This is a genomic window from Acidovorax sp. 22279 (assembly GCF_052045435.1).
Classification (GTDB): domain Bacteria; phylum Pseudomonadota; class Gammaproteobacteria; order Burkholderiales; family Burkholderiaceae_C; genus Acidovorax; species Acidovorax delafieldii.
The window spans coordinates 304,927-326,378 of record NZ_JBQEOV010000004.1 but is presented as its reverse complement, the minus strand read 5'-3'; the positions used below and the strand labels follow the sequence as shown (position 1 = coordinate 326,378).

20 protein-coding genes are annotated in these 21,452 nt (G+C 66.0%); 12 read left to right on the top strand and 8 right to left on the bottom strand.

The window, feature by feature from the left end; genetic code table 11:
• Positions 1–104 precede the first annotated feature (104 nt).
• On the top strand, positions 105–1,796 hold the full coding sequence (locus ACTJKQ_RS07785) for a GMC family oxidoreductase (protein WP_440596509.1): 1,692 nt from the start codon (positions 105–107) through the stop codon (positions 1,794–1,796).
• 14 nt (positions 1,797–1,810) lie between these two features.
• Positions 1,811–2,161, top strand: coding sequence for an antibiotic biosynthesis monooxygenase family protein (locus ACTJKQ_RS07780; protein ID WP_056057483.1), 351 nt, complete (start codon positions 1,811–1,813; stop codon positions 2,159–2,161).
• 36 nt (positions 2,162–2,197) lie between these two features.
• On the opposite strand, the gene ACTJKQ_RS07775 is transcribed toward ACTJKQ_RS07780, so the two are convergent.
• On the bottom strand, positions 2,198–2,527 hold the full coding sequence (locus ACTJKQ_RS07775; protein ID WP_056742135.1) for a hypothetical protein: 330 nt from the start codon (positions 2,525–2,527) through the stop codon (positions 2,198–2,200).
• Positions 2,528–2,634: 107 nt separating this feature from the next.
• Positions 2,635–3,987, bottom strand: a complete 1,353-nt coding sequence (locus tag ACTJKQ_RS07770; protein WP_099731499.1) for an ammonium transporter — start codon at positions 3,985–3,987, stop codon at positions 2,635–2,637.
• 352 nt (positions 3,988–4,339) lie between these two features.
• On the opposite strand from ACTJKQ_RS07770, the gene ACTJKQ_RS07765 reads away from it, so the two are divergent.
• The 5 genes from ACTJKQ_RS07765 to ACTJKQ_RS07745 all read left to right on the top strand — a co-directional run bounded on the left by ACTJKQ_RS07765 (position 4,340) and on the right by ACTJKQ_RS07745 (position 8,767).
• Positions 4,340–5,098 carry a sulfite exporter TauE/SafE family protein gene (locus tag ACTJKQ_RS07765; RefSeq protein ID WP_056742136.1) on the top strand — a complete coding sequence of 253 codons (759 nt, stop codon included), beginning with the start codon at positions 4,340–4,342 and terminating at the stop codon, positions 5,096–5,098.
• A gap of 261 nt (positions 5,099–5,359) precedes the next feature.
• Positions 5,360–6,124: an ABC transporter substrate-binding protein gene (locus tag ACTJKQ_RS07760; RefSeq protein ID WP_056057476.1), complete on the top strand. Its 765-nt coding sequence runs from the start codon at positions 5,360–5,362 to the stop codon at positions 6,122–6,124.
• A 127-nt stretch (positions 6,125–6,251) separates the two neighbouring features.
• Positions 6,252–7,034, top strand: a complete 783-nt coding sequence (locus ACTJKQ_RS07755; RefSeq protein ID WP_056057473.1) for an amino acid ABC transporter permease — start codon at positions 6,252–6,254, stop codon at positions 7,032–7,034.
• Positions 7,031–7,783 carry an amino acid ABC transporter ATP-binding protein gene (locus ACTJKQ_RS07750; protein ID WP_099731500.1) on the top strand — a complete coding sequence of 251 codons (753 nt, stop codon included), beginning with the start codon at positions 7,031–7,033 and terminating at the stop codon, positions 7,781–7,783. Before ACTJKQ_RS07755 ends, ACTJKQ_RS07750 begins: the two co-directional genes overlap by 4 nt.
• A gap of 96 nt (positions 7,784–7,879) precedes the next feature.
• On the top strand, positions 7,880–8,767 hold the full coding sequence (locus tag ACTJKQ_RS07745) for a DMT family transporter (protein ID WP_440596508.1): 888 nt from the start codon (positions 7,880–7,882) through the stop codon (positions 8,765–8,767).
• Between the two features lie 85 nt (positions 8,768–8,852).
• On the opposite strand, the gene mrdA is transcribed toward ACTJKQ_RS07745, so the two are convergent.
• The 4 genes from mrdA to ACTJKQ_RS07725 all read right to left on the bottom strand — a co-directional run bounded on the left by mrdA (position 8,853) and on the right by ACTJKQ_RS07725 (position 13,636).
• Positions 8,853–10,793, bottom strand: a complete 1,941-nt coding sequence (gene mrdA, locus ACTJKQ_RS07740) for a penicillin-binding protein 2 (protein ID WP_440596507.1) — start codon at positions 10,791–10,793, stop codon at positions 8,853–8,855.
• A 181-nt stretch (positions 10,794–10,974) separates the two neighbouring features.
• Positions 10,975–11,493, bottom strand: a complete 519-nt coding sequence (gene mreD / locus ACTJKQ_RS07735) for a rod shape-determining protein MreD (protein WP_056057460.1) — start codon at positions 11,491–11,493, stop codon at positions 10,975–10,977.
• A gap of 43 nt (positions 11,494–11,536) precedes the next feature.
• Complete coding sequence (gene mreC / locus ACTJKQ_RS07730; protein ID WP_056742141.1) at positions 11,537–12,460, bottom strand: rod shape-determining protein MreC; 924 nt, start codon at positions 12,458–12,460, stop codon at positions 11,537–11,539.
• A 132-nt stretch (positions 12,461–12,592) separates the two neighbouring features.
• Complete coding sequence (locus ACTJKQ_RS07725) at positions 12,593–13,636, bottom strand: rod shape-determining protein (protein WP_008907364.1); 1,044 nt, start codon at positions 13,634–13,636, stop codon at positions 12,593–12,595.
• Positions 13,637–13,843: 207 nt separating this feature from the next.
• On the opposite strand from ACTJKQ_RS07725, the gene gatC reads away from it, so the two are divergent.
• The 3 genes from gatC to gatB are packed head-to-tail and all read left to right on the top strand — an operon-like array spanning position 13,844 to position 17,099.
• On the top strand, positions 13,844–14,143 hold the full coding sequence (gene gatC, locus ACTJKQ_RS07720) for an Asp-tRNA(Asn)/Glu-tRNA(Gln) amidotransferase subunit GatC (RefSeq protein WP_440596506.1): 300 nt from the start codon (positions 13,844–13,846) through the stop codon (positions 14,141–14,143).
• Positions 14,144–14,155: 12 nt separating this feature from the next.
• Positions 14,156–15,649, top strand: a complete 1,494-nt coding sequence (gene gatA / locus ACTJKQ_RS07715) for an Asp-tRNA(Asn)/Glu-tRNA(Gln) amidotransferase subunit GatA (RefSeq protein ID WP_440596505.1) — start codon at positions 14,156–14,158, stop codon at positions 15,647–15,649.
• A gap of 1 nt (position 15,650) precedes the next feature.
• Positions 15,651–17,099 (top strand): Asp-tRNA(Asn)/Glu-tRNA(Gln) amidotransferase subunit GatB, encoded by a 1,449-nt coding sequence (gatB, locus tag ACTJKQ_RS07710; RefSeq protein WP_440596504.1) that lies wholly within the window; start codon positions 15,651–15,653, stop codon positions 17,097–17,099.
• Between the two features lie 123 nt (positions 17,100–17,222).
• Here the strand turns inward: gatB and ACTJKQ_RS07705 are convergent, their stop codons facing one another.
• Positions 17,223–17,900 carry a DUF4124 domain-containing protein gene (locus tag ACTJKQ_RS07705; protein ID WP_056057449.1) on the bottom strand — a complete coding sequence of 226 codons (678 nt, stop codon included), beginning with the start codon at positions 17,898–17,900 and terminating at the stop codon, positions 17,223–17,225.
• A gap of 26 nt (positions 17,901–17,926) precedes the next feature.
• Positions 17,927–18,625, bottom strand: a complete 699-nt coding sequence (gene pyrE, locus ACTJKQ_RS07700) for an orotate phosphoribosyltransferase (protein ID WP_440596503.1) — start codon at positions 18,623–18,625, stop codon at positions 17,927–17,929.
• 10 nt (positions 18,626–18,635) lie between these two features.
• Here pyrE and ACTJKQ_RS07695 point away from each other — a divergent pair, with 10 nt between their 5' ends.
• Positions 18,636–19,439 (top strand): exodeoxyribonuclease III, encoded by an 804-nt coding sequence (locus ACTJKQ_RS07695; RefSeq protein ID WP_056057754.1) that lies wholly within the window; start codon positions 18,636–18,638, stop codon positions 19,437–19,439.
• Between the two features lie 26 nt (positions 19,440–19,465).
• Positions 19,466–21,373: a GspE/PulE family protein gene (locus ACTJKQ_RS07690; protein WP_440596502.1), complete on the top strand. Its 1,908-nt coding sequence runs from the start codon at positions 19,466–19,468 to the stop codon at positions 21,371–21,373.
• Positions 21,374–21,452: the final 79 nt, after the last annotated feature.

Genomic DNA, 21,452 nt, shown 5'->3' with positions numbered 1-21,452 from the left:
AGCTACTAAAAATGTAGCAATAGGCACACACCCTATCGACAGGGCCTGCCCCATCCGCACAATGGCCCACCGTTACCACCCTTGATCGGCACCGCCCCTTCTCCATGAGCGACACCACGTTTGACACCATCATCATCGGCGGGGGCACGGCCGGCTCCCTGCTGGCCAACCGCCTGAGCGCCGACGGCCGCCACCGCGTGCTGCTGATCGAGGCCGGCCGCAAGGACGACTACCACTGGATCCACATCCCAGTCGGCTACCTGTACTGCATCGGCAACCCGCGCACCGACTGGCTCTACAACACCGAGCCCGACGCGGGCCTGAACGGCCGCACCCTGCGCTACCCACGCGGCAAGACGCTGGGCGGCTGCAGCAGCATCAACGGCATGATCTACATGCGCGGCCAGGCGCGCGACTATGACCAGTGGGCCGAGCTGACGGGCGACGCCAGCTGGCGCTGGGACAACGCCCTGCCCTACTTCCGCCGCCACGAAGACCACTGGCGCCTGGACCAGCCCGGAGGCGTGAACGAAAATTTCAAACGCCTGCACGGCAACAAGGCCACCGGCAGCACCGGCGAGTGGCGGGTGGAGAAGCAACGCCTGCGCTGGGACGTGCTCGACGCCTTTGCCCACGCCGCGCAGCAGGCCGGCATCCCCGCCACCGACGACTTCAACAGCGGCAGCAACGAAGGCGTGGGCTATTTCGAGGTCAACCAGAAAAGCGGCTGGCGCTGGAACACCGCCAAGGCCTTTTTGCGCCCCACCTGCTACGGCCGGCCCAACTTCGAGATGTGGACCAGCGCGCAGGCGTCCAAGCTCCTCATCGAGACCCAGCCCGACGGCAGCCAGCGCTGCACCGGCGTGTTGGTGTGGGACGGCCACGAGATGGTCACGGCCCGCGCGGCGGGCGAGGTGATCCTGAGCGCAGGCGCCGTCAACTCGCCCCAGCTGCTGCAGCTGTCGGGCATCGGCCCCGCCGCACTGCTGCGCAAGCACGGCATCGATGTGGCGGTGGACCTGCCCGGCGTGGGCGCCAACCTGCAGGACCATCTGCAGATCCGCGCGGTGTTCAAGGTGCAAGGGGTGCAGACGCTCAACACCATGGCCAACTCGCTGGTCGGCAAGGCCAAGATCGGGCTCGAATATGCGCTCAAGCGCAGCGGGCCCATGAGCATGGCGCCTTCGCAGCTCGGTGCGTTCACCCGCAGCAGCCCAGACCAGCCCTATCCCAACATCGAGTACCACGTGCAGCCCCTGTCGCTCGATGCGTTTGGCGAGCCGCTGCACAGCTTTCCGGCCTTCACCGCCAGCGTGTGCAACCTCAACCCCACCAGCCGGGGCACGGTAAACATCAAGAGCGCCGACTTCAAGGTCGCGCCCGCCATCGCGCCCAACTACCTCAGCACGCCCGAAGACCGCCAGGTGGCCGCCGACAGCCTGCGCGTCACGCGCCGCATCGTGGCCCAGCCCGCGCTGGCCAAGTACCAGCCGAAGGAGTGGAAGCCCGGCGTGCAGTTTGAAAGCGACGAAGACCTGGCGCGCCTGGCGGGTGACATTGCCACCACCATCTTCCACCCCGTGGGCACCACCAAGATGGGTCGCGACGGCGACCCGATGGCCGTGCTGGATGCTCAACTGCGCGTGCGCAATCGGCGCGGCGGCGTGGTGGCCGGCCTGCGCGTGGTGGATGCGGGCGCCATGCCCACCATCACCAGCGGCAACACCAACTCGCCCACGCTGATGATGGCGGAGAAGGCGGCGGAGTGGATCATCCAGGCAAGGCGGGCGGCGTGAGTACCATCGCGCCGATGTACTCCTCCACTTTCATCTTTGCGACCAAACAGTTCGACGACGCCTTTCACCGCCTGGACGAGGCGATTGCCACCGCCGCCCGTTCCATCGACGGCTACCTGGGCGAGGAGTCCTGGACGGACACGGGCAACGGCCTGGTGTCCAACGTGTACTACTGGCAGTCGCTGGAAGCGCTGCAAACACTGATGCAACACCCCGCGCACCTGAAGGCCAAGGCCGCGCAGGCGCAGTGGCTCAACGGCTACCAGGTGGTGATTGCGCAGGTGCTGCGCACCTACGGCGACAACCAGCTGACCGGGCTGCTGCCCACGGCCGGGCTGTTCACGCAAGGCACTGCGCCCCACTGATCTTTGCAAGCCCTGGCGCCCAGGTCGCTGCAGCGTTCAGCGGATGCCGCCCACATAGCGCGGCACCTCGGGGGCGGGCTCGGGGGGCGGTGCGGGGCGCGAGCGCACAGCCTGTGCCGCCACGTCCAGCAGCGGACGGCGCGGCGCTGCAAGGGGAGTGGCGTGCAGGGCGTGCTCCAGGCGGTCGGCCCACTCAGCCAGATCGGGCGCGTTGTCGTCTACAGCGCGCTGGCGCGCGAACCGCACGATCTCCTGCGCATAGTCGGCGTTGACCGCCATCCATTCGGTATCGGTCACGCGACCCGTTTTGCGCCGCAACAGCACATGCAGGTGGGCGGCAATTGCCAGCTTGTCGGAATCGGACATGGTCGGCTCCTTAATGCATTGGGGTCATCCATCGGACTGCACCCGCTGGCCCGCGTTGCACAACGATGCGGGAGCGGGGAAGGCCTGCCGGGTCTCTCGGGGCTCATTCAGCCGCCCAGGCGCTCGCGGTGCTGGGCAATGTCCAGCCCCGTCTGTTCGCTCTGTTCGTCCACCCGCAGGCCCATCGCAAAGTTGATGACCCACAGCAGCGCGGCCGTCACCACCAGGCTGTAGGCCGCCACGGCGCCCACGCCGATGGCCTGGGTCAGCAGGCTGCCCGCCACCCCGCCCACGGTCTTGCTGGCCAGCACACCGGTGAGCAGCGACCCCACGATGCCGCCAACGCCATGCACGCCAAATACGTCGAGCGAGTCATCCACCCGCAGCAGCCGCTTGAGCCCCGTGGCGCCCCAGTAGCAGGCCAGCCCGGCCACCAGCCCAATCACCACGGCCGAGCGCAGCGTGACAAAACCGGCGGCAGGTGTGATGGCCACCAGCCCCGCCACCAGGCCGGAGCACAGCCCCAGCAGCGACGGGCGCCCGCGCACCACCCACTCACCCAGCATCCACGACAGCGCACCGGCCGCAGCGGCCAGGTGCGTCACTGCCATGGCCAGCCCGGCACGCCCATCGGCCGCGACCGCAGAGCCCGCGTTGAAGCCAAACCAGCCCACCCACAGCATGCCCGCGCCCGCCATGGTGAGCCCCAGGTTGTAGGGTTCAAACGGCTCGCGCCCATACCCAGCGCGGCGGCCCAGAAACCAGGCGCACACCAGCCCCGCCACGCCCGCGTTCACGTGCACCACCGAGCCGCCCGCAAAATCCAGCGCGCCCATCTGCGCCAGCCAGCCACCCGGCTCCCACACCCAGTGCGCCACGGGCGCATAGACCACCAGTGTCCACAGGCTGATGAAGACGAGCATGGCCGAAAACCGCATGCGCTCGACAAACGCGCCCACCAGCAGCGCGGCCGTGATGATGGCAAAGGTGAGCTGGAACATCGCGTACACCGACTCCGGGATCAGCGGCGCAATGTGGCTCACGGCCAGCTTGCCCGCCTCCAGCTGAAAGTCGAGCCCGGCAAAGCCAGCACGGTCCCAGCCGCCAAGCCAGGCGCTGCCCGGTGTGAAGGCCAGTGAATACCCCGCCGCAAACCACAACAGGCTGACCAGCGCTGCAATGGCCACCACGCTGGCCATGGTGTTGAGCACGTTCTTCCTGCGCACCATGCCTGCGTAAAACAGCGCAATGCCTGGCAGCGTCATCAGCAGCACCAGTGCGGTGGAAGTCATCATCCAGCCGGTATGGGCTGCATTCACCGTGTCCTGGGCCACCAGGGCGGGGCGCGTGAGGGGCGCCGCGACTGCAGGAGCCTCTGGCACGCCCTGGGCCAGCGCGCAGGTGCACAGCCCCAGACACAACGACACGACCGCAAACACCCGGTGGTTGACTGCACGCATGCACGCTCCATTTCGCAATTTGTTACAAGCGCATTGCACGAGCCATGCCAGCCAGTTGCCACCGAATCGGGGCACCGGGCGCCCCCACAAGCCGTCCGGCGCCCAACAACGGGGGGCGGGAAACCCCCAATGCACCAGCAGGGTGCAGCCGTTACAGTCACTGCACTCGAAAGCGCGCTTCGGTGTGCCAAGCGAGGGGCCCGAGGAGACAACCTTTCTACCAAGAACCACATTCAAAACACCCAACGAGGTGTGAACCCTTTCAGGCGCTGGCGATCCCGGCGCCTTTTTCTTGCCCGCTCGATCCTGAGCGGTCCTGAATCGATAGCAGGCCCGGTGCGACAATCCTGCGATGGAATGGATTTTGATGACCCTGGCCTCGCTGCTCGCGGGCTTTGTGGATGCGATCGTGGGGGGCGGTGGACTGGTGATGGTGCCCGCGCTATTTGCAGCTTTTCCGGGGGCGCCCCCGGCCACGCTGCTGGGCACCAACAAGGCGGCCTCGGTCTGGGGCACCGCCATGGCCACCTGGCAATACAGCCGCAAGGTGCAGATTCGCTGGTCGGCCATGCTGCCGGCTGCAGCCGCCGGTTTTGCCGGCTCGTTCGTGGGCGCCTGGGCCGTCACCGTGGTGTCGGCCGACTTCCTGCGCAAGCTGCTGCCCCTGGTGCTGCTGGGCGTGTTGCTCTACACCCTGGCCAAGAAGGAACTGGGGCGGCACCACACCCCCCGGTTTGCGGGCAGGGCCGAGGTGATCGCCGCCTGCCTGATTGGCGTGCTCATCGGCTTTTATGACGGGTTCTTTGGCCCGGGCACAGGCAGCTTCTTCGTTTTTTTGTTCGTGCGGCTGCTGGGCTATGACTTTCTGAATGCATCGGCGTCGGCCAAGCTGCTCAACTGCGCCACCAACGTCGCCGCCATTGCGCTGTTTGCCGCCAAGGGCCATGTGTGGTGGCACTTTGCGGTGACGCTGGCCGTGGCCAACGTGCTGGGCAGCCTGCTCGGCACCCACATGGCGCTCAAGCACGGCACCGGCTTTGTGCGGGGCATCTTCATCGTGGTGGTGAGCACCCTGATCCTGAAGACGGGGTACGACGCCTTTCTGCGGTAGGCCTGCACTTCACGCACCGGGTGTCGGTTGCCAGGGTGGCACCCAACTTGCAACGCCCTGCAAGGCCTACCACCAGGGCGCCCCGAGGTCATCGGGGTTGCCCTGCATGGCCCGAATGTGAACGCGCGTCCTATAATTTCCGCACGTTTCCGTTTGATGACGAGGCCCATCGCCAATGGCGATGTCCGCATCCACCCGCTCCGGCCTGCCTACCCGCAGGCCGGATTTTTTGTACCTGAACCACCCCCACAGGAACCTGTCATGCAATTTTTCAAGTCTGCCGTTGTCACCGCCGTGGCGCTGTGCGCTGCCCTCGCCGTCCAGGCCCGCACGCTGGACGAAGTCAAGAAGGACGGCAAGATCATCGTGGCCACCGAGGGCCAGTTCGCTCCCTTCAACTATTTCGAAGGCACCAAGCTGACGGGTTTTGAGGTGGAAGTGGCGGAGCTGGTGGTCAAGAAGATGGGCCTGAAGCTCGAATGGAAGACCCTGGGCTTTGACGCCCTGCTGACCGGCCTGGGCCAGAACCGCTGGGACGCCGTGATTGCCTCCCACGGTGTGACCGACGAGCGCTCCAAGGCCGTGACCTTTGCCAATCCCCATTACTGCTCGGGCGGCATCATCGTGGCCATGGACGACAAGATCCGCAACGCCAAGGACCTGACCGGCAAGGTCGTGGCCGTGCAAACCGGCACCAGCTACCTGGAGCAGGTCAAGAAGGTCAGCGGCGTGAAGGAAGTGAAGAACTTCCCGCAAGACACCGACGCCCAGCGTGCCCTGATCTCCAAGCGCGTGGACGCCTGGGTTAGCGACAAGTTCGTGGCCAAGGAAGCCGCTGCCAAGAACGCCAAAGCCGGCTTCAAGCTGGGCGACATGCTGTTCATCGAGCGCATCGCCCCCGCCATGGCCAAGGGCAACACCGGCCTGGCCGATGCCTGGAACAAGGCGTTCACCGAAGTGCTGGCCGATGGCAGCTACGCCGCCGTCTCCAAGAAGTATTTCAACGAAGACGTGCGCTGCAACTGATGTGATGGCACATGGGGTGCGCAGAGGGCTCGGGCCAGCTGCGCACCCTTTGCCGTTTCTGGTGGCGGGCGCATGATCGCCCTGCCCCAGTCCGATTTCCAACCAAGACCTTCTGGTCGTCTGATCCATGCTTCTCGCTCTTTGGCCACAAAGCTGGTCCCGACAGCAGCGCAGCAATGCCACGCTGGTCGCTGCACTGGTGGTGATGGTGCTGGCCCTCTCGTTGCTGGGCCAATTGCTGTCGTTCTTCCCTGACCCCATCGGCCCCAATGCCCAGGCGTTTTCTGAAGGTGCGCGCACCACGCTGTGGCTCACGCTGGTCAGCGGTGCCGTGGGCCTGGTGCTGGGCACAGCTGCGGCGCTGGCCCGCACCGCCCGCTGGACGCCCGTGCGCTGGATTGCTGGCGTGTACATCTGGGCCATTCGCGGCACACCGCTCTTGGTGCAGATCCTGTTTGTGTACTTTGCGCTGCCGGTGCTGGTGCCAGGGCTGAACCTGCCCGACTTTGCCGCCGCCGTCGTGGCGTTGGGACTCAATGTGGGCGCCTACAACGCCGAAGCGCTGCGCGCAGGCCTGCTGGCCGTGCCACGCGGGCAGACCGAGGCCGCCCGGGCGCTGGGCCTGGGCCGCATGCATGTGTTCATGGACGTGGTGTTTCCGCAGGCGTTCAAGATCTCATTGCCGCCGCTGGTGAGCAACTTTGTGGCGCTGCTCAAGGACTCTTCGCTGGCCTACGCGATCGGCGTGGTGGAGCTGACCAACGTGGGCAACCGCATCCAGTCGGCCACGTTCCAGCCCATCGCCACGCTGACCACGGTGGCCATCACCTACCTGCTGCTGACCACACTGGTCACACAGATCTCCAACGCCGTCGAGTACCGCTTTGACGTGGAGGGCCGCAACCAATGAACTCCAACGTTCCACCCAAGCCCTACATCGTGGCCGAGCGCGTGTGCAAGTCGTTTGGCGCGCACCAGGTGCTCAAGGACGTGTCCACCGTGTTCCACACCGGCGAGGTGACGGTGATCATTGGCGCCTCGGGCTCGGGCAAGAGCACGCTGTTGCGCGCCATCAACCGCCTGGAGCCCCACGACAGCGGGCGCATCACCATCGATGGCGTGGAGGTGTGCGACGACCTCACCACCCTGCAGCGCCAGCGCTGCGAGGTGGGCATGGTGTTTCAGCAGTTCAACCTGTTCGGCCACATGAGCGTGCTGGACAACGTGACGCTGGCGCCCCGCCGCATTCGCCGCACCCCGCGCACCCAGGCCAACGACGAGGCCATGCAGCTGCTGCGCCGCGTGGGCATGCAGGACCATGCGCACAAGTACCCCTGGCAGCTGTCGGGCGGGCAGCAGCAGCGGGTGGCCATTGCTCGCGCACTGGCCATGGCTCCGAAGGTGATGCTGTTCGACGAGCCCACCTCGGCGCTGGACCCCGAGATGGTCAAGGAAGTGCTGGACGTGATGCGTGGTCTGGCCCGTGGTGGCATGACCATGATCGTGGTCACCCACGAAATGGGCTTTGCGCGCGAGGTGGCCGACCGGGTGATGTTCTTCGACCAGGGTCGCATCGCGCACGATGCGCCGCCGCAGGAGTTCTTCAGCAACCCGGCCAACGACCGCATCCGCGCGTTCCTGGGTCAGGTCAGCCACTGAACGGGCACGCTGCACACTCTGCAAAGCAGAGGCCACCGGGCAACCGGTGGCCCTTTTTCTTTGAACAGGTTCTTATTGGTTTGGAGAATTCTTCCAATGCGTACTGAACGCTGGGGCCTGATGGCCCTGCTGGCAGTGACCGTGGTGTGGGGCACCACCTTCCCGGCGATGAAACTACTCTCGGCGCACCTCGACGCACTGCAGATCATCTGGCTGCGGTTTGTGATCGCACTGCTGGTGCTGGCGCCGCTGTGGCGCGGCATGCTGCGCCACGAGCGGCGCTGGGGCTGCGCGCTGGGGTTGCTGCTGTTCCTGGCGTTCTGGCTGCAGATCGAGGGCCTCGCACGCACCAGCAGCAACCGCAATGCCTTTGTCACCGGGCTCAACGTGCTGGTGGTGCCGCTGATCGCGATGGCAGCGCTGGGGCGGCGCTACGGCTGGCGCCTGTGGGGCGCCTGCGTGATGGCGCTGGCAGGCATGGCGCTGATGTTCCACGAGAACGAGCCCTGGAACCTGGGCGATACGCTGACGCTGGCCAGCACCGTGTTCTATGCGCTGTACATCCTGGCGCTGGAGGAATGCGCGCGCCGCACGGCCGCACAGCCCCTGCGTGCCACCCGCATGGCCGCCGCACAGGCCACAGTGATGGCACTGGCCTCCACTGCGCTGTTGCTGGTGCAAAGCGGCAACATGGACTGGCTGCACTCGGCCGCCCACCTGCCGGTGGACGCCTTGCTGGCCTTGCTGTACCTGGGCCTGCTGGCCAGCGTGGTGGTGGTGACGCTGCAGGCCTGGGGCCAGCAGCGCGTGGATGCCATGCGCAGCGCCATCGTGTTCGGGCTGGAGCCGGTGTTTGCCGCACTCACGGCGTGGATGTTGCTGGGCGAGCAGCTGGGCTGGGCCGGGCTGAGCGGGGCGGCGCTGATTGTGGCAGCGCTGGTGTTCAGCCAGCTCCAGCCGTCACCGCGCGCCGCCGGTGCCTAGCAGGCGCTTTTGAAGCAAAAACAGCTTGTAGCGATAGTCGATACTGCGTCAACAGCTATAAATTTCAGAGCAATCCAGTGCCAAATCAAGGAGCGGCCAACGGCACCTCGCTGGCCTTGCGGGGCTTGCCCATGGGCGCACTGGCCAGGCCCTTTTGCACGGCGGCGATGTCTTCTTCACTGGGGTATTCGCCCAGCAGCCAATAGTCAAACACGCGCCGCGCAATCGGGGCGGCGTGGGCAGCACCAAAGCCTGCGTTCTCCACAATGGCGGCCAGGGCGATGGTGGGGTTCTCGGCCGGGGCAAAGGCCGCAAACAGCGAGTGATCGCGCTGGTGCTCCTCCAGCGCCTTGGCGTTGTACTTCACGTTCTGGCCCATGGTCACGGCCTGGGCGGTGCCCGTCTTGCCGGCCGAGGTGTAGGGCGCGCCCATGAACACCCGCGTGCCCGTGCCGCCCTTGTTCACCGCCACCAGGGCATTGCGCACCAGCTCCACGTTTTTGGCCTGGTAGCCCAGGTTGATGCCAGGGGGCTGCACGATCTCGGTGATGGCGCCGGTGACCGCATTCTTCACCGCCTTGGCCATGTGGGGGCGATAGCGGATGCCCCCGTTGGCCAACGTGGCTTCGGCCAGTGCCAGCTGCAGCATCGTGAAATTGTTGTAGCCCTGCCCAATGCCCAGCGACACCGTTTCGCCCGGGAACCAGCGCTTCATGTCGGCGCGTTTGTAGGTGTTGCGCTTCCACTCGGTGCTGGGCAGCGTGCCCCGCACTTCGCCGTTGAGGTCGATGCCCGTGGACTGGCCGAAACCCAGCGGCTTCATGAAGTCGTGGATGGCATCCACACCCATGTCCACGGCCAGCGAATAAAAGTAGGTGTTGCTGGAGAACTGGATGGCACGGTGCATGTCCACGCCCCCCAGCCCGCCCTCGTGGCTGCGGAAGGTGTGGCCGCCGAAGGTGTAGAAGCCGGGGTCGTTCACCACCAGGCTGGGCGAGCGCTTGTTCAGCTGCAACGCCGCCAACGCCATGAAGGGCTTGTAGGTGGAGCCGGGCGGATAGGTGCCGCGCAGGGCGCGGTTGAGCAGCGGCTTGTCGATGGACTCATTGAGCGCGGCCCAGTTTTCGGCGTCAATGCCTTCGACAAACAGATTGGGGTCGAAGGTGGGCTTGCTCACCAGCGCCAGGATCTCGCCATTGCGCGGGTCGATCGCCACCAGCGCTCCGCGGCGGCTGCCATACAGCTCTTCGATGAGTTTTTGCAGCTTGATGTCGATGGACAGCATCACGCTGTCGCCGGGGGTGGCGGCGTGGCTGGAAAGCTTGCGCACGGCGCGGCCACCCGCCGAGGTTTCCATCTGCTCCACACCTGTCGCGCCATGCAGGGCCGACTCGAAACTGTGCTCGATGCCGAGCTTGCCGATGTACTCCGTGCCCCGGTAGTTGGCCTCGTCCTCCGAGTCCTGGATACGGGCCTTCTCGGTCTGGTTGATGCGCCCGATGTAGCCAATCGCATGGCTGGCCACGTCGCCCAGCGGGTAGTTGCGAAACAGCCGCGCCTTGATGTCCACACCCGGAAAGCGGTAGCGCTGGGCGGTGAAACGCGCCACCTCCTGATCCGTCAGGCGGGTGCGGATGGGCAGGGATTCGAAGTTGCGCGACTCTTCCATGAGCCGCTTGAAGCGGCGGCGGTCACGCGCCTGGATGTCCACCACCTTGGACAGAGCATCGATGGTCTCGTCCAGCACGCCGGCACGCGAGGGCGTGATCTCCAGCGTGTAGGCCGAATAGTTGGTGGCCAGCACCACGCCGTTGCGGTCCAGGATGAGCCCCCGGTTGGGCACGATGGGCACCACGGCCGTGCGGTTGCTCTCCGCCTGGGCTGCCAGGTCCTCATGGCGCACCACCTGCAGGTACACCAGGCGCGCCGCGACCAGGCAGAACGCCGCCATCACCACCAGGCCCACCACCAAGGCGCGCACCCGGAACCGCGAGGCGTCGGCTTCGCTGCTGCGCACCTCGGTCATGGCCTCACCCCTGAAAACACGGCCCAGAAGCTGGCTGCCTGTGTGACTGGCGCGGCCCAGACCAGGGGACGCCGAGCAAGGGTCGCCCCGCCGCGAGCGCGTCGCAGCCCTTCCCGCAGTGCGCAGCGCTGCGAGAGAGGGGGGAGGCAGCGCTGCCGCTCAGGGGGTTGTTGCCTCATGTTCACAACGGCCGGTTCTGGTCTTTGTCGGGCGGGCGGCGCTGGGGCGCCAGCAGCACCCAACTGGCCAGGGGCCACAGCAGCGCCTCCAAGAACGGGGCCAGAAAGCTCCAGAACCCCGGGAAAATTCCGCCCGCCGCCATGCGCAGCAGCAGCTCGATGGCATGGGCAACGGCAAACAGCGGAAACACCTGCAGCGCTTGCGACGGCACACTGAACCACAGCAAACGGCGGTGGATGGCGATGGCTCCGAACGACAGCACGGTGTAGGACAGCGCATGCTGGCCCAGCAGCGCAGACTGGCTCACGTCCATGCACAGGCCCAGCACAAAGGCCGCCCCCATGCCAATGCGCAGCGGCTGGTGCACGCCCCAGAACACCAGCAGCACCATCAGCAGATCAGGCATCCACACCACGCGGCCCAGCGGCAGCATGTTGATGGCCAGACCCGCAGCCAGACTGGCCCAGATGAACACCGGGTTCACCGGCATCAGCAGGGGCTCACCCCGCGGCATGATCATCGCGGGCCTCCTTGTGTCGGGGTCATCGGGGCAAGGCGGCGGCTCATTTGCGGCCCCCGCGTTTGTTCGCGGGCGCGGCGGGGGCCGCATCCGGGCGAGGCAATTCGTTGTCGGCCAGGGGCTTGAGCACCACCACATGGCGCGCACCCTGCACCTGCGCCAAAGGCACGCAGTAGATGCGCGCAAACGCGGAGTCGGCACGGCGCTCCACCTTTACCACGCGCGCCACGGGCAGGCCCGGCGCATACAGGCCGTCCACGCCGCTGGTGGTCAGCAGGTCGTCTTCGCGGATGTCGGCGTTGGCGGGCATGAAGCGCAGCTCCATGCCACCACCATGGCCCGCCACCGGGTCGCCATAGGCCACGCCGCGCACGCCGGTGCGGATGTTCAGCACCGGAATCGCCTGGTCACGGTCCACCAGCAGCGTGACTTCGCTGACCAGCGGAAACACGCGGGTGACCTGGCCCAGCACACCGGCCTCGTCCATCACCGGAGCGCCCAGCTCCACGCCGCCCAGCTGCCCCCGGTCCAGCACCACACGGCGCGTGTAGGGGTCTGCGGTGTCGTAGATTACTTCGGCCGCCTGTGCGGGGGTCTGGAGCCGGTCGCGCAGCTCCAGCAGTTTGCGCAGCCGCTGATTTTCCATGGCCAGCTGGTCGGCCTGGTTGGCGCGCTGGCCCATCACGGTCATCTTCTTGCGGGCGGCATCCAGGTCTTCTTGCGCGGTTTGCAACGACTGGAAATAGCTGCGCCCGTGACTCGCGAACTCCACCGGCTGCAGCATGAGCCACTGCACCGGGTACAGCACCGTGGCCACAGCCTGGCGGAAGGGGCCGGTAATCTGGAAGCGTGCGTCGGCCACCATGAGGAACAGCGCCAGCGCACTGAACACGGCCAAACGCGACAGGGCCGAAGGGCCCTGTTTGAAGAAAGGGGGAGCGCTGCGCTCCAGAGTACCCAGGGGCATGGTGCGCAGCGGTCAGGATCTGCCGCGGGGAGCGGGCTCCACGGGCGGGTGCTCAGAAACAAGCATTGGAGCAGGTGCAGTCATGCAATTCAGAGCGCAAAAAAAGTGCCTGCAGCATACAGGCCTGCCGACTTACTCGCTCGTGAAAATGCTGCCCAGGCGGTCCATGCGCTCCAGGGCGATGCCGCAACCGCGCACCACGCAGGTCAGCGGGTCTTCGGCCACCAGCACGGGCAGGCCGGTTTCTTCGGCCAGCAGACGGTCCAGGTCGCGCAGCAGCGCGCCGCCGCCGGTGAGCATCATGCCGCGGTCGGCAATGTCGGCGCCCAGCTCGGGGGGGGTTTGTTCCAGCGCGTTCTTCACGGCCGAGACGATCTGGTTCAGCGGGTCGGTCAGGGCTTCCAGCACTTCGTTAGAAGAAATGGTGAAGCTGCGTGGCACGCCTTCGGACAGGTTGCGGCCCTTGACTTCCATCTCGCGCACTTCGGAGCCCGGGAAGGCCGAGCCGATGTTCTTCTTGATGGCTTCGGCGGTGGGCTCGCCGATCAGCATGCCGTAGTTGCGGCGGATGTAGCTGATGATGGCTTCGTCGAACTTGTCGCCACCGACGCGCACACTGCCCTTGTAGACCATGCCGCCCAGCGAGATCACGCCCACTTCGGTGGTGCCGCCACCGATGTCCACGACCATGGAGCCCGAGGCTTCCGAGACGGGCAGGCCCGCGCCAATACCGGCGGCCATGGGCTCTTCGATCAGGTAGACCGCCGTGGCGCCTGCGGCCTCGGCCGCGTCCTTGATGGCGCGGCGCTCGACCTGGGTGGAGCCGCAGGGCACGCAGATGATGATGCGCGGGCTGGGGGTGAACAGCGTGCGCGGGTGCACCATCTTGATGAACTGCTTGATCATCTGCTCGGTGATCACGAAGTCGGCGATCACGCCGTCCTTCATCGGGCGGATGGCTTCGATGTTGCCGGGCACCTTGCCCAGCATGGCCTTGGCCTCGTGGCCTACGGCCTGGATGACTTTCTTGCCATGGGGCCCGCCTTCGTGGCGGATGGCGACAACGGAGGGCTCGTCGAGCACGATGCCTTTGTCGCGGGCGAAGATGAGGGTGTTGGCTGTGCCAAGGTCAATGGCCAGGTCGGTGGAGAAATACCGACGGAAAGCTCCGAACATTCAAAAATCCTCTCGGGCACGGCATGCGCGTCGGCCTGCCATCGCCAGGTATTCAGGGGGGTGTTTATGGGCTTTTTTCACGCAATTGACTCCCGTTCCAGGAGCTTTGCGGCAAAGCCGGGATAATACCCCATCCCCTGTGAATAACTCCCTCCGGCGCAGCCCGGATCACAGCTTTACTTCTGGTTTCTCTAGATTCTCCTCCCTATGGCACTGACCCCCCAGGACATCGGCCGCATTGCCAACTTGGCGCGGCTTGAGCTGACGCCCTCCGAAAGTGAGCGCATGCTCACTCAGCTCAACGACTTCTTTGACATCGTGGAACAGATGCGGGCTGTGGATACCTCGGGCGTCACGCCCCTGGCCCACCCCGTCGCAGCTATCCAGGACGTGGCCCTGCGGCTGCGCGAGGACGTGGCCAGCGAGCCCAACCAGCGCGAAGCCAACCAGCAAAGCGCCCCCGCCGTCGAACGAGGCCTGTTCCTCGTGCCCAAAGTGATCGAGTAAGAGCCCCGCCGCATGACTTCCACCGCATTGCATGACCTGGGCGTCGCCCAGCTGGCCGCCGAGCTGCGCGAGCGCCGCGTCTCGGCCGTCGAGGCCGCCCAGCATTTCCTCGCCCGCGCGCAGGCCCACCAAAGCCTGGGCGCCTACGTGGCCGTGAACCCGGACATCACCCTGGCCCAGGCCCGCGCCCAGGACGCCGCCATTGCCGCAGGCACCGCCGGCCCGCTGGCGGGCGTGCCAATTGCGCACAAGGACATCTTTGTCACCAAAGGTTTCCCCAGCACCGCAGGCTCGAAGATGCTCGCGGGCTACCAGTCGCCCTTTGATTCCACCGTGGTCACCAAGCTGGCCGACGCAGGCGCCGTGACGCTGGGCAAGCTCAACTGCGACGAGTTCGCCATGGGCTCGGCCAACGAGAACTCCGCCGTCGCCCCCGTGGGCTTTGACGCCCCCGCCCCGGTGCGCAACCCCTGGGCCACGGACCGCATCCCGGGCGGCTCGTCCGGCGGCAGCGCTGTGGCCGTTGCCGCGCGCCTGGCCCCGGCCGTGACCGGCACGGACACCGGCGGCTCCATCCGCCAGCCCGCCTCGTTCTGCGGCATCACCGGCATCAAGCCCACCTATGGCCGCGCCAGCCGCTACGGCATGATCGCGTTCGCTTCCAGCCTCGATCAGGCGGGGCCCATGGCCCGCTCGGCCGAAGACTGCGCGTTGCTGCTGTCCGCCATGTGCGGCCCGGACCCGGACCGCGACTCCACCAGCCTGGACGTGCCCGCCGAGAGTTTCAGCGCCAAGCTCAACGACAGCATCGATGGCCTGCGCATCGGCATCCCGGCCGAGTTCTTTGGCGAAGGCCTGGCGCCCGATGTGCGCGCCGCCGTAGATGGTGCCCTCAAGGAATACGAAAAGCTCGGCGCCAAGCTCGTGCCCATCAGCCTGCCGCGCACGCAGCTGTCCATCCCGGTGTACTACATCATTGCCCCGGCCGAGGCGTCGTCCAACCTCTCCCGCTTTGACGGCGTGAAGTTCGGCCACCGCGCCAAGGACTACACCGACCTGGTGGACATGTACAAGAAGACCCGCGCCGAAGGCTTTGGCGACGAGGTCAAGCGCCGCATCATGATTGGCGCGTACGTGCTGAGCCACGGCTACTACGACGCCTACTACCTGCAGGCACAGAAGATCCGCCGCATGATCGCCGACGACTTCCAGAACGCGTTCAAGAGCTGTGACGTCATCGCCGGCCCAGTGGCCCCCACGGTGGCCTGGAAGCTGGGCGACCACGGCAACGACCCGCTGGCCGACTACCTGGCCGACATCTTCACCCTGCCCGGCTCGCTGGCCGGCCTGCCCGGCATGAGCGTGCCCGCCGGTTTTGGCGAGGGGGGCATGCCCGTGGGCCTGCAGCTGCTGGGCAACTACTTCCAGGAAGCCCGCCTTCTGAACGCTGCGCACCGCCTGCAGCAAGCCACCGACTTCCACCTCCGCCGTCCGGAGGGCTTCTGACATGACCGCCAAACTGATCCATGGCTACGAAGTCGTCATCGGCTTCGAAACCCACACCCAGCTCGCAACCCAGAGCAAGATCTTCAGCCGCGCTCCCACCGCCTTTGGCGCCGAGCCCAACACCCAGGCGTGCGCCGTGGACTTGGCCCTGCCCGGCACCTTGCCGGTGATGAACCGCGAAGCCGTGGCCTGCGCTATCAAATTGGGACTGGCCCTCGGCTCCCACATTGCGCCCGTGAGCATTTTCGCGCGCAAGAACTACTTCTACCCTGACCTGCCCAAGGGTTACCAGATCAGCCAGTTCGAGATCCCGGTGGTGCAGGGCGGCGAGGTCGAGTTCTTCTTGGGCGACGAGAAGAAGACCGTGCGCCTGGTGCGCGCCCACCTCGAAGAAGACGCAGGCAAATCGCTGCATGAAGACTTCATCGGCCAGAGTGGTATCGACCTGAACCGCGCGGGCACGCCGCTCCTGGAGATCGTGACCGAACCCGACATGCGCTCGTCCGAAGAGGCCGTCGCGTATGCCAAGGAGCTGCACAAGATCGTCACCTGGATCGGCATCTGCGACGGCAACATGCAGGAGGGCAGCTTCCGCTGCGATGCCAACGTGTCCGTACGCAAGCCTGGCCAGCCGCTGGGCACGCGCCGCGAGATCAAGAACCTGAACTCGTTCAAGTTCATGCAGCAGGCCATCGACTACGAGATCCGCTGGCAGATCGAGCAGATCGAAGACGGCCACGCGATCCAGCAGGCCACCGTGCTGTTCGACCCCGACACGGGCGAAACGCGTGCGATGCGCACCAAGGAAGATGCTGCGGACTACCGCTACTTCCCCGATCCAGACCTGCCTCCGCTCCATATTTCAGAGCAGTGGGTGCAGGAAGAACGGGCGCAGATGGCCGAATTGCCCCGCACCATGGCGGCACGCTTTGTGGCGGAGTATGGCCTGCCCGAGTACGACGCCACCACGCTCACGCAGAGCAAGGCCATGGCGGCTTACTTCGAAGCCGTGGCCAAAGCCTGCGGCCAGCCCAAGTTGGCCAGCAACTGGATCATGGGCGAGGTGTCGCGCCGCCTGAACATGGCGGAGACCGGTATCGAGCAGGCTCCCGTGACTGCAGCGCAGCTGGCCGCATTGATCGGCCGCATTGCCGACGGCACCATCTCCAACAACGCCGCCAAGCAGGTGTTTGATGCGCTGTGGACCGGGGAGTCGAGCGACGTGGACGCCGTCATCGAATCCAAGGGCCTCAAGCAGATGAACGACTCCGGTGCGCTGGAGAAGATCATCGACGAGGTGATTGCCGCCAACCCCGACAACGTGGCCCAGTTCCGCGCGGGGAAGGACAAGGCCTTCAATGCGCTGGTGGGCCAAATCATGAAAGCCAGCAAAGGCAAGGCCAACCCGACGCAGGTCAACGAGTTGCTGCGCGCCAAGCTGGCAGGCTGACGCAGGCGTAGCGGCTGCGACACCAACAACAAAGGGCCGCGAGGCCCTTTGTTGTTTGGATCTACTCAATGGGGTGGCGGACATCGCAGGCCAATGGCAGGTGAAGTGCCCCCCGCGCGGGCCTCACCGCGTGGCGGCTGGAGCGGAGGCGTCGCTGGCAGGCGTTGTGCCCGGCAGCGGCATGCGCTGCGCATCCCACAGTTTGCGCAGCTGGGCCAGCTCCACGTCAAAGCGCTGGTGCACGCGGCGCTTTTCCTGGTCCTGCCCGGCAATGAAGCGCTGCTGCTCGGCAATGCTGTCTTCGTTCTCGGCAATCTTGCGGCGCAGCGCCATGGGGGCTTTGTTGGGGTCCTTCTTGTAGAACTCCATCTCCACATCGAAGGCTTTGCGCTGCTGGGCCAGTTCGACCAGGCGCTTTTCGGCGGTGGCGGTCACGTCGTCGACGAGCTGAATGGCCGCAGCGCGCTCCACATCGTGCGTGGCCTTGTCGGGATATCGGGCCGTCAGCGCGCGCTCGCGGCGGCGTTCTTCCAGCTCGCGGGCACGGGCTTCGGCCTCCTTGCGGCGCTGCGCCTCTTGCGCGGCGCGTTCCTGCTCGGTCAGCGAGGGGCCAATTTGCCGCCGCACGATGCCCGAGGGCCCGAGTTCCCGCTGCTCGCGGTCCAGGCATTCAGCGATCGGACGGTCGGCCGTCAGGCGCCGGCCATTGCGGTCCACGCAGGTGTAGATGCCGCCGGATGTCCCGGGGGCTTGCGCCCGCGCCCAATCAGCGCCCAGGGTGGCCAACAGAACCCCGCCCATGATCCACGCCGATTTGCTCAAACCATCTACCCCTCGTTGACGCCGTAACGCTGGCGGTAGGCCAGCACCTTTTCGTGGTGGGAACGCATCCCCTCTTCCCCATTTTTCTCAAGAAAGAGCAATAAGTCTGCCAGCCGTGAAATGGCACACACCTGCATGCCCAGTTGGTTGCGCACGTACTGCACCGCGCTGTGGTCCACGTCCTGGCCATTCTCGGTGGCTTTCTCCTGGCGGTCCAGCGCAATGGCCACTGCGTGGGGCGTGGCGCCGGCGGCGCGGATGATGGCGATGGACTCGCGGGCGGCCGTGCCGGCCGACATCACATCGTCCACGATGAGCACCCGGCCCTTGAGAGGCGCGCCCACCAGGGTCCCACCTTCGCCGTGGTCCTTGGCCTCCTTGCGGTTGTAGGCAAAGGGCACGTTGCGGCCCAGGCGCGCCAGCTCCACCGCCACGGTGGCAGCCAGCGGAATGCCTTTGTACGCGGGGCCAAACACCATGTCGAATTCGATGCCGCTGGCCAGCAGGGCTTTTGCATAGAATTCCGCGAGCCGGCCGATCTTGCGGCCGTCGTCAAACAGTCCGGCGTTGAAAAAATAGGGGCTCAGGCGCCCGGCCTTGGTCTTGAATTCGCCAAACCGCAGCACGCCCGACTCGACGGCAAAACGGACGAAATCCTGCGCCAGCAGGCCCTGTTCGGGGGTTTGCACGCCAACATCCACCATGGGGAAATCCTTGTTCAAGTTAACCAGCCTCAATCTCAATGGCATCCGCTCGGCCACCAGCAAAGGCGTGGAAAGCTGGATGGCAGCCACGCGGCCGGATTGTATTTGTGTGCAGGAAGTCAAGGCCCAGGCCGCCGACATGGCCAACCGCTTCGAGCGCCTGGCCGACCTGCAGGGGCACTTCCACTTTGCCCAGAAAAAGGGCTATTCGGGCGTCGGCATCTACACGCGGCACGTGCCGTCGGATGTAGTCATTGGCTATGGATCGACCGAGTTCGATGCAGAAGGCCGATACGTCGAGCTGCGTTTTGACACGCCCGCCCGCAAGCTGTCGATCATCAGTGCGTACTTTCCCAGCGGCTCGTCGGGCGAAGAGCGGCAGCAGGCCAAATTCCGCTTTCTGGCGGAGTTCCACCCCCACCTCATGCGCCTGAAGGCAGAGCGCGACTTCATCCTGTGTGGCGACATCAACATTGCGCACCAGCAAATCGACCTCAAAAACTGGCGCAGCAACCAGAAGAACAGTGGTTTTTTGCCCGAAGAACGCGCCTGGATGACAAAGTTGTTGCACACAACTGATGAAGGCGGCGGCATCATAGACGTTTACCGTCAGTTACAACCTACCGCCACCGACACCGCCTACACCTGGTGGAGCAACCGCGGCCAGGCCTATGCCAACAACGTGGGTTGGCGGCTGGACTATCACCTGGCCACCCCTGCGATCGCGGCGCTGGCGCGTGCTGAACATATCTACAAGGGCGAAAAGTTCTCGGACCACGCACCCATCACGGTGGACTACGCACTGACCCTCTGAGCCCTGCCCCAGCCCCTCTGCCCCCGATGACCGACGCCAGCACCTCTGCCCAGCCTCCCGCCCACAGTTTCCGCCCCCAGAGCGCCGAGGCGCTGTGGCGTCAGATCTCCACCCCCCACCCCACGGTGGGCAAGGCCCGGCACCTGGGCGAGGCTCTGGTCCACGCGGGGCTGCTGTCCACGCCGGACCTGGCAGAAGGCCTGCAGGCGCAGCAGGAGGAGCGCGGCAATGGCGTGCAGCGGCCCATCGGCCAGATCCTGGTGGACCGGGGGGCACTCACCCAGGACCAGTTGCGCAGCGTGATTGCCACCTGGCTGGGTGAATACACCGTGCACCCCGGCGACATCACGCCGGAAGCGCCGGCCCTGGCACTCATCCCCCGTGCCGTGGCCGAGCGCGAATCCGTGCTGCCCCTGATCGCACGCGAGGACGCGCTGGTGCTGCTGATGGCGGACCCCTGGGACCGCGTGCTGATCGACGAGATCCGCTTTCTGACCCAGCGGCGGCTGATCCCGCTGCGCGCAGCGCCCGGCACGCTGATGCCCGCCATCCACAAGGCCTACCGCACCCGCCCTGCCGACGCGGGCGGCGCGGCAGCCGGCGCACGCGCCACCTCGCAGGAGTTGCTGACCAACCTGGCCACTGCGTCGCCAGACGCAGACACCGAGCAGGCCGACGTGATCAGCGAGTCGGATAACACCCTGGTGCGGCTCATCAACTCGGTGATTGACGAAGCCATCAGCCACCGTGCGTCGGACATCCACATCGAGACCGAGCCCGCCCCGCACAACGTGCGCGTGCGCCTGCGCATCGATGGCGACCTGGTGCCTTACCTGGAGCTGCCCGCGCGCTACCGCTTTGCGATGGTGGCACGCATCAAGATCATGGCCAGCATGGACATCTCGGAGCACCGCAAACCGCAGGACGGCAAGATCGACTTTGCCCGCTTTGGCGGCCCGCCGGTGGAGCTGCGGGTGGTCACGGTGCCCACCTCGCGCGGACTGGAGGACGTGGTGCTGCGCCTGCTGGCAGGCGCCAAGCCCCTGCCGCTGGAGAACATCGGCCTGAGCCAGCCCAACCTGCTGGCGCTGCGTGCGGTGGTGCAAAAAAGCTATGGCCTGGTGCTGGTGTGTGGCCCCACGGGCTGCGGCAAGACGACCACGCTGCACTCGGTGGTGCGCGACATCAACACCGCAGGCCGCAAGATCTGGACGGCCGAAGACCCCATCGAGATCACGCAGGAGGGCCTGCGCCAGGTGCAGGTGAACCCACGCATCGGCTGGACCTTTGCCGCCGCCATGCGAACCTTTTTGCGCGCTGATCCGGACGTGATCATGATCGGCGAGATGCGCGACGAGGAGACGGCGCGCATCGCCATCGAGGCCTCGCTCACCGGGCACCTGGTGCTCTCCACCCTGCACACCAACTCCGCGCCCGAGAGCATTGCGCGCCTGCTCGAAATTGGCCTCGACCCCTTCAACTTCTCGGACTCGCTGCTGGCCATCCTGGCGCAGCGCCTGGTGCGGCGCCTGTGCACCGCCTGCCGCGAGCCGCGTGTGGCCGACGACGACATGCTGGCGGGTCTGGCGTCGCAGTACCTGGAGAGTGGCACCCACAACACCGCCGAGGCGCGCCAGGCGCAGATCGGACGCTGGCGCCAGCAATACGGCGGCGCCCAGGGCGAGCTGCGGATGTGGCGCCCCGTGGGGTGCGCCAAATGCGAAGGCCACGGCTACCACGGTCGCCTGGGCATCCACGAGCTGATGATGAGTGACGAAGCCATTCGCCAGCACATCCGCCACCGGGCCCCGGCTTCGGACATCCGGCACTCTGCGCTCACCGCCGGCATGCTCACCCTGCGCCAGGACGGCATCGAAAAGGTGTTGCAGGGCCTGACCGACATGAGCGAAGTGGTGGCGGCGACCAATCTGTAGCCTTCAGCCCCAACAGTCACCCACAAGCCCCCAAAAACCGTCAACAATTGTCAAAACCACCCATCTCGCGGCAATTTTC

Coding starts and splice junctions, on each gene's coding strand:
- ACTJKQ_RS07785 (WP_440596509.1), top strand. CDS start 105: ATGAGCGACACCACGTTTGACACCATCATCATCGGCGGGGGCACGGCC.
- ACTJKQ_RS07780 (WP_056057483.1), top strand. CDS start 1,811: ATGTACTCCTCCACTTTCATCTTTGCGACCAAACAGTTCGACGACGCC.
- ACTJKQ_RS07775 (WP_056742135.1), bottom strand. CDS start 2,527: ATGTCCGATTCCGACAAGCTGGCAATTGCCGCCCACCTGCATGTGCTG.
- ACTJKQ_RS07770 (WP_099731499.1), bottom strand. CDS start 3,987: ATGCGTGCAGTCAACCACCGGGTGTTTGCGGTCGTGTCGTTGTGTCTG.
- ACTJKQ_RS07765 (WP_056742136.1), top strand. CDS start 4,340: ATGGAATGGATTTTGATGACCCTGGCCTCGCTGCTCGCGGGCTTTGTG.
- ACTJKQ_RS07760 (WP_056057476.1), top strand. CDS start 5,360: ATGCAATTTTTCAAGTCTGCCGTTGTCACCGCCGTGGCGCTGTGCGCT.
- ACTJKQ_RS07755 (WP_056057473.1), top strand. CDS start 6,252: ATGCTTCTCGCTCTTTGGCCACAAAGCTGGTCCCGACAGCAGCGCAGC.
- ACTJKQ_RS07750 (WP_099731500.1), top strand. CDS start 7,031: ATGAACTCCAACGTTCCACCCAAGCCCTACATCGTGGCCGAGCGCGTG.
- ACTJKQ_RS07745 (WP_440596508.1), top strand. CDS start 7,880: ATGCGTACTGAACGCTGGGGCCTGATGGCCCTGCTGGCAGTGACCGTG.
- mrdA (WP_440596507.1), bottom strand. CDS start 10,793: ATGACCGAGGTGCGCAGCAGCGAAGCCGACGCCTCGCGGTTCCGGGTG.
- mreD (WP_056057460.1), bottom strand. CDS start 11,493: ATGATCATGCCGCGGGGTGAGCCCCTGCTGATGCCGGTGAACCCGGTG.
- mreC (WP_056742141.1), bottom strand. CDS start 12,460: ATGCCCCTGGGTACTCTGGAGCGCAGCGCTCCCCCTTTCTTCAAACAG.
- ACTJKQ_RS07725 (WP_008907364.1), bottom strand. CDS start 13,636: ATGTTCGGAGCTTTCCGTCGGTATTTCTCCACCGACCTGGCCATTGAC.
- gatC (WP_440596506.1), top strand. CDS start 13,844: ATGGCACTGACCCCCCAGGACATCGGCCGCATTGCCAACTTGGCGCGG.
- gatA (WP_440596505.1), top strand. CDS start 14,156: ATGACTTCCACCGCATTGCATGACCTGGGCGTCGCCCAGCTGGCCGCC.
- gatB (WP_440596504.1), top strand. CDS start 15,651: ATGACCGCCAAACTGATCCATGGCTACGAAGTCGTCATCGGCTTCGAA.
- ACTJKQ_RS07705 (WP_056057449.1), bottom strand. CDS start 17,900: ATGGGCGGGGTTCTGTTGGCCACCCTGGGCGCTGATTGGGCGCGGGCG.
- pyrE (WP_440596503.1), bottom strand. CDS start 18,625: ATGGTGGATGTTGGCGTGCAAACCCCCGAACAGGGCCTGCTGGCGCAG.
- ACTJKQ_RS07690 (WP_440596502.1), top strand. CDS start 19,466: ATGACCGACGCCAGCACCTCTGCCCAGCCTCCCGCCCACAGTTTCCGC.